This window comes from Microvirgula curvata, from assembly GCF_054781615.1.
Genome location: NZ_BAAGUB010000031.1, coordinates 38,429 through 51,539, shown reverse-complemented (window position 1 = coordinate 51,539; position 13,111 = coordinate 38,429). Strand labels below are relative to the sequence as shown.

At 59.1% G+C, this 13,111-nt stretch carries 13 protein-coding genes; 10 read left to right on the top strand and 3 right to left on the bottom strand.

The features are described 5' to 3' along the window. Positions 1–192 precede the first annotated feature (192 nt). The 4 genes from ACYVG8_RS13710 (at position 193) to ACYVG8_RS13695 (ending at position 2,275) form a co-directional block, all read left to right on the top strand. Positions 193–486 (top strand): helix-turn-helix domain-containing protein, encoded by a 294-nt coding sequence (locus tag ACYVG8_RS13710; protein ID WP_107888504.1) that lies wholly within the window; start codon positions 193–195, stop codon positions 484–486. A 185-nt stretch (positions 487–671) separates the two neighbouring features. Next, positions 672–1,331 carry a leucine efflux protein LeuE gene (leuE, locus tag ACYVG8_RS13705; RefSeq protein WP_460746073.1) on the top strand — a complete coding sequence of 220 codons (660 nt, stop codon included), beginning with the start codon at positions 672–674 and terminating at the stop codon, positions 1,329–1,331. Positions 1,332–1,408: 77 nt separating this feature from the next. Beyond that, positions 1,409–1,897, top strand: coding sequence for a DinB family protein (locus ACYVG8_RS13700; protein WP_460746071.1), 489 nt, complete (start codon positions 1,409–1,411; stop codon positions 1,895–1,897). A gap of 36 nt (positions 1,898–1,933) precedes the next feature. Then, positions 1,934–2,275: a hypothetical protein gene (locus tag ACYVG8_RS13695; protein WP_036386390.1), complete on the top strand. Its 342-nt coding sequence runs from the start codon at positions 1,934–1,936 to the stop codon at positions 2,273–2,275. A 51-nt stretch (positions 2,276–2,326) separates the two neighbouring features. Here the strand turns inward: ACYVG8_RS13695 and ACYVG8_RS13690 are convergent, their stop codons facing one another. Beyond that, positions 2,327–2,914 (bottom strand): hypothetical protein, encoded by a 588-nt coding sequence (locus ACYVG8_RS13690; protein ID WP_460746070.1) that lies wholly within the window; start codon positions 2,912–2,914, stop codon positions 2,327–2,329. Positions 2,915–3,193: 279 nt separating this feature from the next. Between ACYVG8_RS13690 and ACYVG8_RS13685 the strand changes: the two genes are divergently transcribed. The 3 genes from ACYVG8_RS13685 (at position 3,194) to ACYVG8_RS13675 (ending at position 5,971) form a co-directional block, all read left to right on the top strand. Beyond that, the gene (locus ACYVG8_RS13685; protein WP_199489855.1) at positions 3,194–3,838 is read left to right on the top strand and encodes a CatB-related O-acetyltransferase; all 645 of its coding nucleotides are present in this window, start codon (positions 3,194–3,196) and stop codon (positions 3,836–3,838) included. A gap of 424 nt (positions 3,839–4,262) precedes the next feature. Next, complete coding sequence (locus tag ACYVG8_RS13680; RefSeq protein WP_156952555.1) at positions 4,263–4,724, top strand: integrase core domain-containing protein; 462 nt, start codon at positions 4,263–4,265, stop codon at positions 4,722–4,724. Then, on the top strand, positions 4,721–5,971 hold the full coding sequence (locus ACYVG8_RS13675; RefSeq protein WP_460746068.1) for a GGDEF domain-containing protein: 1,251 nt from the start codon (positions 4,721–4,723) through the stop codon (positions 5,969–5,971). The genes ACYVG8_RS13680 and ACYVG8_RS13675 overlap by 4 nt, the downstream gene beginning before the upstream one ends. Here the strand turns inward: ACYVG8_RS13675 and ACYVG8_RS13670 are convergent. Then, positions 5,968–6,396, bottom strand: coding sequence for a VOC family protein (locus ACYVG8_RS13670; RefSeq protein WP_460746067.1), 429 nt, complete (start codon positions 6,394–6,396; stop codon positions 5,968–5,970). The two genes, ACYVG8_RS13675 and ACYVG8_RS13670, sit on opposite strands and share 4 nt — an antisense overlap. 79 nt (positions 6,397–6,475) lie before the next feature. Continuing rightward, positions 6,476–8,113 (bottom strand): efflux transporter outer membrane subunit, encoded by a 1,638-nt coding sequence (locus ACYVG8_RS13665; RefSeq protein WP_112692816.1) that lies wholly within the window; start codon positions 8,111–8,113, stop codon positions 6,476–6,478. Positions 8,114–8,205: 92 nt separating this feature from the next. On the opposite strand from ACYVG8_RS13665, the gene ACYVG8_RS13660 reads away from it, so the two are divergent. From ACYVG8_RS13660 to ACYVG8_RS13650, 3 genes are all read left to right on the top strand, one after another. After that, on the top strand, positions 8,206–8,823 hold the full coding sequence (locus ACYVG8_RS13660; RefSeq protein ID WP_028499813.1) for a TetR/AcrR family transcriptional regulator: 618 nt from the start codon (positions 8,206–8,208) through the stop codon (positions 8,821–8,823). Between the two features lie 84 nt (positions 8,824–8,907). Then, positions 8,908–10,023 (top strand): efflux RND transporter periplasmic adaptor subunit, encoded by a 1,116-nt coding sequence (locus ACYVG8_RS13655; RefSeq protein ID WP_460746064.1) that lies wholly within the window; start codon positions 8,908–8,910, stop codon positions 10,021–10,023. After that, complete coding sequence (locus tag ACYVG8_RS13650) at positions 10,020–13,109, top strand: efflux RND transporter permease subunit (RefSeq protein WP_460746062.1); 3,090 nt, start codon at positions 10,020–10,022, stop codon at positions 13,107–13,109. The genes ACYVG8_RS13655 and ACYVG8_RS13650 overlap by 4 nt, the downstream gene beginning before the upstream one ends. Positions 13,110–13,111: the final 2 nt, after the last annotated feature.

Genomic DNA, 13,111 nt, shown 5'->3' with positions numbered 1-13,111 from the left:
AATCTGCATGTATATTGTCGACAGGGTATCGGGTATCAGTTTTTAAAGCATATCCCAGGCGGATACGCAATTCAACAAAACTTTCGCACTTTGCATAACAAACCGGCAGGGTATAAAAATGTTGAAGAATGACGGGATAAAAGAGTTAAATTTAACGTTGCGGCAGGGTTAACAATCCATGACGCTTTTAATATGAAAAAGCTCATGACCCGGCATGGCCGGCCACCTGGCACAACCACATTTGAAACCGGCCCCGCCCAGGCATTCGGCAACGTCGTTCGCAAGCTGAGAATGGAACAGGGTGTCGCCCAGGAGAAACTGGCCCAGCTGGCAGGCATTGAACGCTCGCACATGGGCAAGATCGAGCGCGGCAAACACATGCCGTCACTGATCCTCATTCTCAGGATTGCCCGCGCGCTCGACTGTAGCTCCGCCGACCTGCTGACGGCCATGGAGCGCCTCATGCCGGTAATGGATAGTCACTGATATTCGTCCGCAAGTTCTGGCCCTGGATCAAATCCGGGCGTTTCTGCCATCCCCGGCAGCGGATTCCACAGAAGGGAGTCAGCACCTGTCACCCTCGCGACATGTGCAGACCGCATGAGCGGCACTGCGCGTATGCTTGCCGCAAGGCGCCTTTCCGGCGCCATTCATACGGTCCAGCGCTTGCCATGTTTGGTGTGATGTATCTGTTTTCCTATATTCTGGGCGTGCTCGCCATTGTGCTGGTGCCGGGCCCGAACTCGATCTACGTATTGACCACCGCGGCCCGCAGCGGCATCAGAAGCGGCTACGGCGGCGCACTGGGTATCTTTATCGGCGACTCGGTGCTGATGTCGCTGTCCGCCCTGGGCGCCGCCTCGGTGCTGCATGCCAATCTGTTCCTGTTCAATGTGGTCCGGCTGGCTGGCGCAGCCTACCTGTGCTATCTCGGCGCCGGCATGCTGTTCAACGGCGTGCGCTCACTCGTCGGCAAACGCACGGAGACCACCCAGGCTGACGTCACCGAAGCCCCTGCCGCCCGCGAGCACACCCCGTTCGGGACCAGTTGCCGCAAGGCACTGATGATCAGCCTGATCAATCCCAAGGCGATCCTGTTTTTCCTGTCATTCTTCGTGCAGTTCGTTGACCCGGACTATGCCTATCCGACAATCAGCTTCCTGGTTCTCGGGCTCATCATGCAGGCCTTCAGCATGTGCTACCTGAGCATCCTGATTCTGGCCGGCTCCAGTCTGGCCAGGGTGTTTTCGCGTCAGAAAAAGCTCAAGGCCCTGCTGCACGGCATGATCGGCGGCCTGTTCGTCAGTTTTGGCATACGCCTCGCCGCCTGAATACCTTTCCGGCATGGAAACCCGCCGCTGCCCGCGCGATAATCGGCCTCTTGCCGATTTTATCGCCGGAGGGACCCATGCTGGTCAGCGCATTCGATTACAAACAATGGTCAGACCGCCGCACGCTGGCGGCCATGGCGCGCATTGACCGGGCAGCGTTTCCCGAAGCCGCCGCCTTCACGGCCCAGCAGCTGAACCACATGGTCATCGTGGAAGAGTTGTTCAGGGCCCGCCTGGCCGGCACCCCGGCCCCGCACCGCACGACCAACACCGACACGGTTCCCGATCTGCAGGAACTGGCGCAAAGGCTGGCGGCATCCAGCGAATGGTTTTCCTGTCAGGCAAGAGACCTGACGCCGGCACAACGGCAGCAGCGGCTCTCGTTCACGTTTGCCGATGGCAGGCAGGGCTGCATGAGCCGACAGGAGATCCTGTTCCACATCATCAACCACGGTACCTATCACCGTGGCGCCATCGGCCATGCACTGGACCTGGCCCGGGTCGCGCATCCGGCGGATACGTATACGGTGTTCATTCATGAGGCCGAGCCGGCACGGCGCGGATAAGGACATGCCGGGGCCTTGCCCCACAGCGGAGGAATGATGAGGTCGACGCGGATCACGCTGCTTGCCACCGTTCTGGCTCTGGCCAGCCAGGCCTGTGCCGGCGCACCTGCCGACGCTGAAACCCGGACATTCACGGTTCACCGGCAGATCGCCCATGGCGACGAGGCCAATATCATGGAACTGACCGTCCCCTATCAGCTGGGTCGCACGGTCGAGAAAACCGGCGACGTCTGCTGGCAGTCCGTGACCCGCCAGACCGGCGAGGAAAAGCACGCGCGCACACTGGTCGATGCCGACCGTCGCGTGAGCGTGGAAGAGGTCTGGCCGGTACTGGCCATCACGAAGACGGTGGTCGCGTGCGGGGAGAACGGGTTGTAGGGCATTGAACGGCCTTGCGGGCACGACAACCCGGATGGCCATCCGGCTGCCCTATTTGTTTTCGCTGCAGATGAACGCACGCTTCAGGCCGGCAATCACGGCCAGGTCGGTGCCATCCGGCGTCATCACGATTTCCCCGGTTTGCAGAACGCAGGCCGAACCCCGGATCTGGAAAAACGCCTCGTAATCCTTGCCGGGCTGGGGGATAAAGCTGGCTGTCACCCGGCAAGAGGCATGGGGATCGACAATGCCGCTGCTGATGGTCAATGGCTGCCCGGCCTCGATTTCATACTCTTTGAAAAACGCGCGCGCGCCAAAAAAACTGATGTCGTCGATTCTTCTGGTGGTGGGCGATTCCGGCATGCCAATGGTGACATTCGAAACCGAGCCAAAAAATGAGCCCATGGTGTCGGAAAATCCGCCGGAGGCCACAATCTGGTTCGGCGCCGTGCCAATGAATTTTTTCGTATAGCATTCACTGTTCTTGAACAGATCCACATAAACGCTATTCCGGCCAAAAACTCTTATTCTTGCCTTGGCCGGGCTTTCCAGCTCTGGTGTTTTTTCATCCGGGGGCAGTTCATCGGCAACCGCCATCGCGCAACATTGAAGCAATACGGCACCAGCAATCATTTTCATGATTTTATTTCCAGAACTCATTTTCAATCCAGTCAGAAGCCAGTCGGCCGAGGGGGTAAAGAGGCATAAATTCTATCCCACCCCGCTTCTGCTCGTCATATCGAATAATGATGTCGCGCCAGTCGCGACCTCCATGGAAAACCGGATACTTCCTGCACCGGCCAGCACCCTGACATGCTTCCTGGTCCCGGCCATCACGCATCAGGCCGCCACCGACCCTTGCTATTCCAGTGCGGGAGGGGACAATCCGGAGTATCAAGCATCGCCATGGCAACCTGTATGCAACATCAAAAACACTGGTCAAAAGTCGAACTGATTTACCAGACCGTTCGCAACCCGAACATCCACATCAAGGGCACGCACAGCTATTACAGCGATGCGTGGAGCGGCAGCTTTGAACAATCCGTGGTGCGCTATCTGTATGGCGACGAATACAGCCTGCAGGCGTGGGAGCCGCAATGGGACATCGACCCGCTTTATCTTGGTGATTACGTATGCATCGGTGCGGAGGCGGTAATCTTGCTCGGCGGCAATCACACGCACAGGGCGGACTGGTTCAGCCTGTATCCTTTTGCCGATTTTCTGGACGAGTCCTGCCAGGGCAAGGGGCCGACCGTGATTGGCGACGGCGCCTGGATCGGCATGCGCGCGATGATCATGCCCGGCGTGACGATCGGAGAAGGCGCGATTGTCGCGGCCAACAGTGTGGTCACGCGCGATGTCGCCCCTTATGCCGTGGTGGGCGGCAACCCGGCGAAGCCGATCAGGACGCGTTTTTCGCCGGCAGTGATCGAGCGGCTGCTGGCGCTCAAGGTTTATGACTGGCCTGAAGCGAAATTCGATACGCTGAAGCGACAGTTGTGCAGCGCCGACATCGACGCACTGGAAGCGGCCAGCCGTCGCTACGATCAGGCGTCAGACTGATGACGCGACATGCCCGTCGATGGCGCCCGACAGACAGAAGCCCGGTCGATGCCCGGGTAGTAGCAACTGGCATTGGAAATTTATATGACATATGCTGAAACGGCACACCCTGCCAAGACAGGCACTTGTCAGCTTAGAAGGGCGACAGAATGCACCCAGCCGGACTGGTCATTGAGAACTTCTGCAGGCTCACCCATGCGAAGCCGACCCGCCAGCCCGGCTGGCATGCCCTGGCTGGTGGGAGCAATGCTGACAAGACGGCAGTCGTCAACACGCCGGGGACCCTGCTGGCTGCGAGTCCATCAATGGCCGGGACCTGCCACAAGATGGAGCTCCCTGAGGCGCCCCCCGGCGATCAAGGCATGATGGTGCGGCGGCGGCTCGCCTGGAACGACGGGGAATCCCCACCTTGAATGACTTGACGATGAACCATCTGAAAGCACTTTGTGCTGTGCCAAAGCGCATCCAGATTGACCATGGCAGCAGGTTCATCCTGCATGCGCCGGCTTACCGGGCGCATGAACACAAGGTGCCCCTGGACTTCTCCAGCCCAGGAAAGCTCGCAGCCCCTCCCCTCGCCAAAGCAGGCAACGGAAGTTTCCGGGATGAATGCCTGAACGTGCATTGGTCCCTGTCACCTGGGGATTCGCGTGAAAAGACCGAAACCGGGCGACAGGGTGAAAATCCATTCAGACCGCACAGTTCACCATGCAATCCGACGCCCCGCGAGTTCCGGCCCGCACTCATTGACAGCCAGAACCCCAGGTGCGTGGTGATCGGCCTGCGGAGAGAAAATCATCATTGCCTTGCAACATATTCAAATACAAATGAAAGCAACGACACAATGATGAATATCTTTAATTTTCATATTTATAAATATTTATGAACAATGCCACTCACGCAAAAATTGTGCACGAGGACGCTACAACCAAAGCCCTTGGTCAATGCGTAGAGTCATTGCAAAAGACCCTGTTCTTGACACCACTCGGATGGGGGTTGGTTGTATGGCTATCCTACGGTTACATCCCCACACGAAATATAACCACATGGGTTTTGATATTCTTAATAGAATGGCTCATTTCGCACGGGATAATTATTTACATAAAATCATCAAGATTGAGCAATAAAAAAATTACCGCTTTTTTAAATTTATTATCAGCAGCGGATGGGATTGCCTGGGGCGCCATGGTGCCGCTTCTCTTTCTTTACAATCAACTCGTTGACTCTTGGCTGGTTGTTGTTTTATGCGGGGTTGCCGCCATCAATGCACCTGTATACGTAACATGCATGTCCGCATTCAGATATTTTGCAACTGGATTTTGGGCTTTCTCTGTACCACCTGCGCTGCAGTGGGGCGCAGAGGTATTTGCAGCATCAGAATTTTCAATAGGGTTTACGGTATACTTGCTGATTTTACATTACAATTTGAATGTTTTATCGACCAAGGTTATCCTCGGGATCAAACTGCAACTGGAAAACAATATTTTCACCAGGGACCTGGCAGAATCTCTTGAAAGAGTCGAGATTTTGGCAAACAATGACGCCTTGACCAATCTGGCGAATCGAAGATCACTCAATTCAATGCTGATCAATTTCCAGCACAAGAAAGATTGCGGACAAGCGAATTCCTGCCTGATTATGCTTGACATTGATTTTTTCAAAAAAATCAATGATGTTCATGGCCATGCCATCGGGGACAAGGTTTTGTTTCATTTTGGCCAGCGGGTACAAGCCAATTTACGATCATCAGATGTGCTTTCCCGGTATGGCGGTGAAGAATTTATCGCCATTCTGCCTGATGCCGATTTGGAAATGGCACTGGAAATTGCAGAGAGGATCAGAACCGACATTCAGCACCATGAATTAATATCTGACCCACCCATTTCAATCACGGTTTCTATTGGAGTATCCAAATTTGAGAAAAATGAATCCACCGATGATCTGATAAAAAGGGTAGATGCCTGTCTGTACATGGCAAAAAACAATGGAAGAAATCAAGTGTGGTTCAATATAGAAGACGCCGCGCGTCAATATTACCCTTCATTGGAGAGGCAAGGGGCAGTCCATCAGGCGGGATACGGCGCCCTGCCCCCCGGAGAACCAGCCCGGTGGCAATCAACACGCCAGGATTAAAAAGTGATCGACACTGAAGCAGCACTGCGCGTCGCTTCACCGTGATAGACCGCTTCAATATTGTTGCCGTCCGGATCCAGAACAAAGGCAGCGTAGTAGCCAGGATGATAGGCACGCTCCCCGGGAGCGCCATTGTCCTCGCCACCATGCGCGAGCGCGGCCTGGTAAAAACGGTCGACCATCGCCCGGTCTTGCGCCTGGAATGCCAGGTGGTGACGCCCCGTCAGCGCCCCCAGCGCCGCCGGGCCATCCATGGCGGTCACGAACAATTCGTCTGCCCAGAAGTACCCGTCACCCGCGCCTCCCATGGGCACATTGAGAGAAGCAAAAACGGCTGCGTAAAAGGCCTGGCTCGCAGAAAGGTCTTGAACTACCAACTGGATGTGGTCGATCAGACGACCCCGATGTATTTCTTGCGTTTCCATACAGCCCCCTTGAGTGGTCATTCAAGCGCCTGGCGCGATGTATGCGCAGCATAGCGTGCAGAACGACAAGCTTGCACGTTTATGCAATGCCCCGGCGAAACCGTGAGCGCTGTGTTGCAAGAGCGCTTTGGGCGTACTCGCTTCGACTATGCAGCTGCTCTGACGGCCCACTGGCCCATGCAGCACGGCGTGGGCCAGCAGCAGCCCCGGTACGATTGCACGCGACCGCGCCCCCTGCTCTGGAAGTTTTATTGAAGCCCGCCATGTCAGCCTCTGTACTCAGCCCCGTCTGCCAACCGCCGCCAAGCGCCTTGAAGGCAGCAACCGCTGCACGTGCCGATTCCGTCTGCGCCTGAGCCTGTGCGTCGGAGGCACGCAGCAAGCTTTCATCTGCCTGCAGGACCTCGATCAGGCTAACGACCCCTTTCTGATAGGCAGCAAACGAAGCCGACCGGGCCCGGCTGAGCGAGTCCACTCCCCGGGCAAGGACTGCCGCCTGTTCCTCGCGTTTGACCAGGGCCGTGAAAGCGTTCTCCACGTCCTCAGTCGCATGCAGCACCGCAAGCCGATACGCGGCCAGCATCTCAACCTCCTGGCCCCTGGCCTGGTCAATCTGCGCGTTGATGCGACCAAAATCGAACAGGCGCCAGCGCAGCCCCAGCACACCGGAAGCCTGGCTGGCACCGCCAGTGAACAGATTGCCCGCCGTCACGCCCGTTGCACTGCCGATCAACCCGCTCAGGGAAAGTTTGGGGTAATACTCGGCAACGGCAACGCCAATACGTGCATTCGCTGCAGCAAGGCGGCGCTCGGCCGCGATCAGGTCAGGCCGGCGCCGGAGCAACTCGCCCGGTGATCCGGTAGCGCCAATGCGCGGGGCAACAGGGATGGCAGCAGCTTCGGCCAGCTCGGCACGATGCGTGCCGGGTGACGAACCCAGCATCACATCCAGTGCGTTCATGGCTGCGTCCAGCCCCGCTTCAAGGACAGGCACGGAAGACTGGACCTGGGCAAGCCCCCCTTCGGTCTGGCTCACCTGCAGTTCGGCCACCAACCCCTTGCCATATAGCAGCTGGATGGTTTCAAGCAGCACCTGCTGCTTCTGCACCTGTCGACGGGCAACATCCAGCCGGGTTTGCAACCCGCGGATCTCGATATAGATGTCGGCGGTCTGCGCTGCCACTGCCAGGCGAGTAGCCGCATTGCCGGCTTCCGAAGCCTGATACTCGGCCAGTGCCACTTCTCGTCCACGGCGCAAGCCACCAAACAAGTCCAGTTCCCAGCTGGCACCAAGTTCGGCCTCATAGGCATTGCCATACCGGTCGAAACCCGGTCCCGAATTCAGGACTTGCCCCAGGGGCGTTTCAACGGACTGGTAGGCTCTGGCAGCCTGGCCGCCGACATGGCCAGCCGGCAGCAGCGCGGCATTGGCCGCTCCAAGCCCCGCCCTCGCCTGAATGACGCGGGCGGATGCCTGCGCGAGATCGAGATTTTGCGCTAACGCCAGCATGACGTATCGACTCAGTTGCGGATCACCGAAACCTGTCCACCATGCAGCCTGGTCGGCACGGGTGGACGCATGCCGCTGCTCCACTGCGGCAGCGCCCAGATACCGTTCAGGCATCGGCATGTTGGGCCGGGCATAATCGGGACCAGCAGCACAGCCGGCCAATAAACTGGCGGCGATGAGCAAGGCAAGAGAGCGTTTGGCTAGCACGGACAGGCTCCGGGTCAGAATGAACTATGGTGACCATATTACATATTGGTCACTCATTGTCAATTTTTGAGCACCCCTGTAAGCTACAAGCCATGAAGAGCCCCCATACTTCCCCTCCTTCCGCCCGCGGCCCGGCCGACCACGAAGTCCGCGATCAAATTGTTGCCGCCGCCACCGAGCACTTCAGCCACTACGGCTACGAGAAGACCACGGTGTCCGACCTCGCCAAAGCCATTGGCTTTTCCAAGGCCTATATCTACAAGTTCTTCGAATCCAAGCAAGCCATCGGCGAGATGATCTGCGCCAACTGTCTGCGCGAGATCGAGGCCGACGTCAGAGCAGCAGTCGATGCAACCGGGCGGCCGCCCGAGAAACTGCGGCGGATGTTCAAGGCCATTGTGGATGCAAGCCTGCGGCTGTTTTTCCAGGACCGCAAACTCTATGAAATTGCGGCCTCGGCTGCAGGCGAACACTGGCAGGCAACGGTCGCCTACGAGGAGCGCATCCAGAACTTGCTGCAGGATGTCGTGCAGCAGGGGCGGCTGAGCGGGGACTTTGAGCGCAAGACGCCGCTCGATGAAACCGCCAAGGCGATTTACCTGGTCATGCGCCCCTATCTGCATCCGCTGCAGCTGCAGTACAACATCGAAAACGCAGAGGAGGCCCCCGCGCAGCTCTCCAGCCTGGTGCTGCGCAGCCTGTCGCCGTGACGATACAATCCGTTAGTGACCATTGACTAAATTGGTCACAATAACAATACTGAAAGTCCCGATCACTTCGTCAAAGGGACTTTCATGCTTCGGCATCGCCTTGCCATCCCTGCAGTCATTTGTGCCGTGCCGTTTGCATTGGTCGCCTGTGGCGAACAGGCACAGACAGATCCCCGCACCGTCACGCCGCTTGTGCGTACGGCCATCGCCCGGGCGACTGCCCCTGAATCACGTTCATTCACTGGCACCATAGCCGCCCGTGTACAGAGCGATCTCGGCTTCCGTGTCTCCGGCAAGGTGCTGGAGCGCCTGGTGGACGCAGGGCAAACCGTCAAACGCGGTCAGCCGCTGATGCGGATTGACCCGGTCGACCTGCAACTTGCCGCCCATGCGCAACAGGAGGCGGTAGTCGCGGCGCGAGCGCGGGCGCAGCAGGCAGTACAAGACGAGGCCCGCTACCGTGACCTGCGTGGAACCGGTGCGATTTCTGCTTCAGCCTACGACCAGGTCAAAGCGGCGGCAGATGCAGCCAGGGCCCAGCTCGGCGCAGCCGAAGCGCAGGCCAGCGTGGCCCGCAATGCAAGCCGCTATGCGGAGCTAGTGGCCGATGGTGACGGGGTCGTCATGGAAACGCTGGCCGAGCCCGGCCAAGTCGTCAGCGCCGGGCAGGTCGTGGTGCGCCTGGCTCGCACCGGTCGTCGAGAGGCCGTCATCCAGCTGCCGGAGACCCTGCGCCCTGCGGCAGGCTCCATCGGGCAAGCCACCCTGTTCGGCAAGGAAGGGGTCAGCGCTCCCGCCAGACTTCGTCAGCTCTCCGATGCCGCAGATCGACTCACCCGCACCTTCGAAGCACGCTATGTGCTGGATGGCGACTTGGCCAATGCGCCTTTGGGTGCCACGGTGACAATACAGATCCCGGATGGGCATGCAGTAAACACGGCGGGCATGCAGGTACCAATCGGAGCATTGTTCGACGCGGGGAAAGGACCTGGCGTCTGGGTAATTAATGGCAAGCCAGCCAGGGTAACCTGGCGGCCAGTCTCCGTCCTGCACCTGAGTGATGATGGCGCGCGCATTGACGGCCAGATCAGGCAAGGCGACCGGGTCGTCGCGCTCGGTGCGCATCTGCTGCGTGAAGGACAACAGGTCCGGCTTGCTGACAATGCCGTCGCCACGGCCGCAGAAGGAGTCAAGCCGTGAGCGAGGGCCGTTTCAACCTGTCGGCGCTCGCCGTGCGCGAACGTGCCGTTACCCTATTCCTGATTCTGTTGATCTCGCTGGCGGGAGCCGTCTCCTTCTTCCGGCTGGGACGTGCCGAGGACCCATCATTCACGATCAAGGTGATGACTATCGCTACTGCCTGGCCCGGCGCCAGCGCACAGGAGATGCAAGACCAGGTCGCGGAGAAAATCGAAAAGCGCCTGCAGGAACTGCGCTGGTATGACCGCAGCGAGACCTACACCCGCCCCGGGCTGGCTTTCACCACGCTGACCTTGCTGGACAGCACCCCGCCATCGGAAGTGAAAGAGGAGTTCTATCAGGCACGGAAGAAAGTCGGCGATGAAGTGCAAAATCTTCCTCCTGGCGTGATGGGGCCATTTCTGAATGACGAATACTCCGATGTGACATTCGCCCTGTTCGCACTCAAGGCCAAGGATGAACCACAGCGTGTGCTCGTTCGCGATGCGGAAACGCTGCGCCAGCGTCTGCTGCATGTACCGGGCGTGAAAAAGGTCAATATCGTTGGCGAACAGGCCGAGCGGATCTTTGTCGAGTTCTCGCATGACCGCCTGGCCACACTGGGCATCAGCCCGCAGGACGTATTCGCTGCCCTCAACAGCCAGAATGTTCTGACGCCAGCCGGCTCGGTGGAAACCAGGGGGCCGGAGGTGTTCATCCGCCTGGACGGCGCCTTTGACCAGCTGCAGAAAATCCAGGATACGCCGGTGGTGGCACAAGGCCGCACGCTGAAACTGTCGGACATCGCCACGGTCAAGCGCGGCTACGAAGACCCGGCAACGTTCATGATCCGTAACGGCGGCGAATCAGCCCTGCTGCTGGGCGTCGTCATGCGCGATGGCTGGAACGGGCTGAACCTGGGCAAGGCCCTGGACAGCGAGGTGGCTGCGATCAACGCAGCACAACCGCTGGGCATGCGCCTGACCAAAGTGACTGACCAGGCCGTCAACATCAGCGCAGCGGTCGATGAGTTCATGGTCAAGTTCTTCGCTGCAGTGCTGGTAGTCCTGCTGGTGAGCTTTGTGAGCATGGGATGGCGTGTGGGCATCGTGGTTGCCGCGGCCGTGCCGTTGACGCTGGCCATCGTCTTCGCCGTGATGCTGGCGAGCGGCAAGAACTTCGATCGCATAACACTGGGATCGCTGATCCTGGCGCTGGGCCTGCTGGTGGACGACGCCATCATCGCCATTGAAATGATGGTGGTGAAGATGGAGGAAGGCTACAACCGGGTCGCCGCTTCGGCCTATGCCTGGAGCCACACCGCAGCACCAATGCTGTCGGGCACGCTCGTCACGGCAGTCGGCTTCATGCCCAATGGCTTCGCCCGGTCCACGGCCGGCGAGTACACCAGCAATATGTTCTGGATCGTTGGCATAGCCCTGATCGCCTCGTGGTTGGTCGCGGTGGTGTTCACCCCCTACCTGGGTGTCAAGCTGTTACCCGACTTCAAGGCGGCCGAAGGCGGTCACGAGGGCATCTACGACACGCCACGCTACAACCGCTTCCGCCGGCTGCTCGGGCGCGTCATTGCCCGCAAGTGGATCGTCGCCGGTTCGGTGATCGGCCTTTTCGTGCTGTCGGTGCTCGGCATGGCTGTCGTCAAGAAACAATTCTTCCCGGTTTCTGACCGACCTGAAGTTCTGGTCGAGATGCAGATGCCCTATGGCACGTCGATCACGCAAACCAGCAAAGCGGCAGCGAAGGTGGAAGCCTGGCTGGCCAGGCAGAAGGAAGCCAGAATCGTCACCGCCTACGTCGGCCAGGGTGCACCACGCTTCTTTTTCGCGATGGGACCGGAACTGCCCGATCCGTCGTTTGCGAAGATCGTGGTACGCACGGACAGCCAGGGCGAGCGCGAAGCATTGAAACTCAGGCTGCGGCAGGCCATCGCCAATGGACTGGCCCCCGAGGCACGCTTGCGCGTCACCCAGCTCGTATTTGGCCCCTATTCACCATTTCCGGTGGCCTACCGTGTCACCGGCCCTGATCCCGGGGTATTGCGTAAAGTCGCCGCCGAGGTACAGCAGGTCATGGATGCCAGCCCGCTTGTGCGCACCGTCAACACGGATTGGGGAGTACGTGTGCCCACGCTGCACTTCACCTTGCAGCAAGACCGGCTGCAGGCGGTGGGACTGACTTCCAGCGCCGTCGCGCAACAGCTGCAATTCCTGCTGACCGGGGTGCCCGTCACCACGGTGCGCGAGGACATCCGCACGGTGCAGGTCGTCGCACGTTCGGCCGGAAATGTCCGGCTCGACCCGGCCAGGATTGGCGATTTCACGCTGGCGGGCGCCCATGGGCAACGCATTCCGCTGTCGCAGGCGGGCAAGATCGAGGTGCGCATGGAAGAGCCCGTCATGCGCCGGCGCGACCGCACACCGACGATCACCGTACGAGGCGATATCGCTGAAGGCTTGCAGCCACCGGACGTGTCGGCGGCCATTACAAAGCAACTCCAGCCGATCATGAAAAAGCTGCCGGAGGGTTATCACATCGCAGAAGCAGGATCCATCGAGGAGTCGGGCAAGGCCACCGTGGCGATGCTGCCAATCTTCCCGATCATGCTGGCCATCACGCTGCTCATCATCATGTTGCAGGTGCGTTCAATCTCCGGAATGGTCATGGTCTTCCTCACCAGCCCGCTGGGCCTGATCGGCGTGGTGCCGACCCTGCTCCTGTTCCGGCAGCCCTTCGGCATCAATGCATTGGTCGGCCTGATTGCGTTGTCGGGCATCCTGATGCGCAACACGCTGATCCTGATCGGACAGATCCGCGAGAACGAAAAATCAGGGCTGGATCCATTCCGTGCCGTAGTCGAAGCGACCGTGCAGCGCGCCCGTCCGGTAATTCTGACGGCGCTGGCGGCAATCCTGGCGTTCATTCCGCTGACCCATTCGGTATTCTGGGGAACGCTCGCTTACACACTGATCGGCGGCACCTTCGCCGGGACGATCCTGACCCTGGTATTCCTGCCGGCGATGTATTCCATCTGGTTCAGGATCCGGCCCAGCAGCGTCAGTCGACCCTCAGAGAAGGAACCCGCATGAAG

Bases quoted from the DNA above. Each gene is read 5' to 3' on its own strand.
- ACYVG8_RS13675 (WP_460746068.1), top strand. From the start codon at position 4,721: ATGAACAATGCCACTCACGCAAAAATTGTGCACGAGGACGCTACAACC.
- leuE (WP_460746073.1), top strand. From the start codon at position 672: ATGTTTGGTGTGATGTATCTGTTTTCCTATATTCTGGGCGTGCTCGCC.
- ACYVG8_RS13655 (WP_460746064.1), top strand. From the start codon at position 8,908: ATGCTTCGGCATCGCCTTGCCATCCCTGCAGTCATTTGTGCCGTGCCG.
- ACYVG8_RS13660 (WP_028499813.1), top strand. From the start codon at position 8,206: ATGAAGAGCCCCCATACTTCCCCTCCTTCCGCCCGCGGCCCGGCCGAC.
- ACYVG8_RS13685 (WP_199489855.1), top strand. From the start codon at position 3,194: ATGCAACATCAAAAACACTGGTCAAAAGTCGAACTGATTTACCAGACC.
- ACYVG8_RS13690 (WP_460746070.1), bottom strand. From the start codon at position 2,914: ATGAAAATGATTGCTGGTGCCGTATTGCTTCAATGTTGCGCGATGGCG.
- ACYVG8_RS13680 (WP_156952555.1), top strand. From the start codon at position 4,263: ATGAACCATCTGAAAGCACTTTGTGCTGTGCCAAAGCGCATCCAGATT.
- ACYVG8_RS13710 (WP_107888504.1), top strand. From the start codon at position 193: ATGAAAAAGCTCATGACCCGGCATGGCCGGCCACCTGGCACAACCACA.
- ACYVG8_RS13700 (WP_460746071.1), top strand. From the start codon at position 1,409: ATGCTGGTCAGCGCATTCGATTACAAACAATGGTCAGACCGCCGCACG.
- ACYVG8_RS13695 (WP_036386390.1), top strand. From the start codon at position 1,934: ATGAGGTCGACGCGGATCACGCTGCTTGCCACCGTTCTGGCTCTGGCC.
- ACYVG8_RS13670 (WP_460746067.1), bottom strand. From the start codon at position 6,396: ATGGAAACGCAAGAAATACATCGGGGTCGTCTGATCGACCACATCCAG.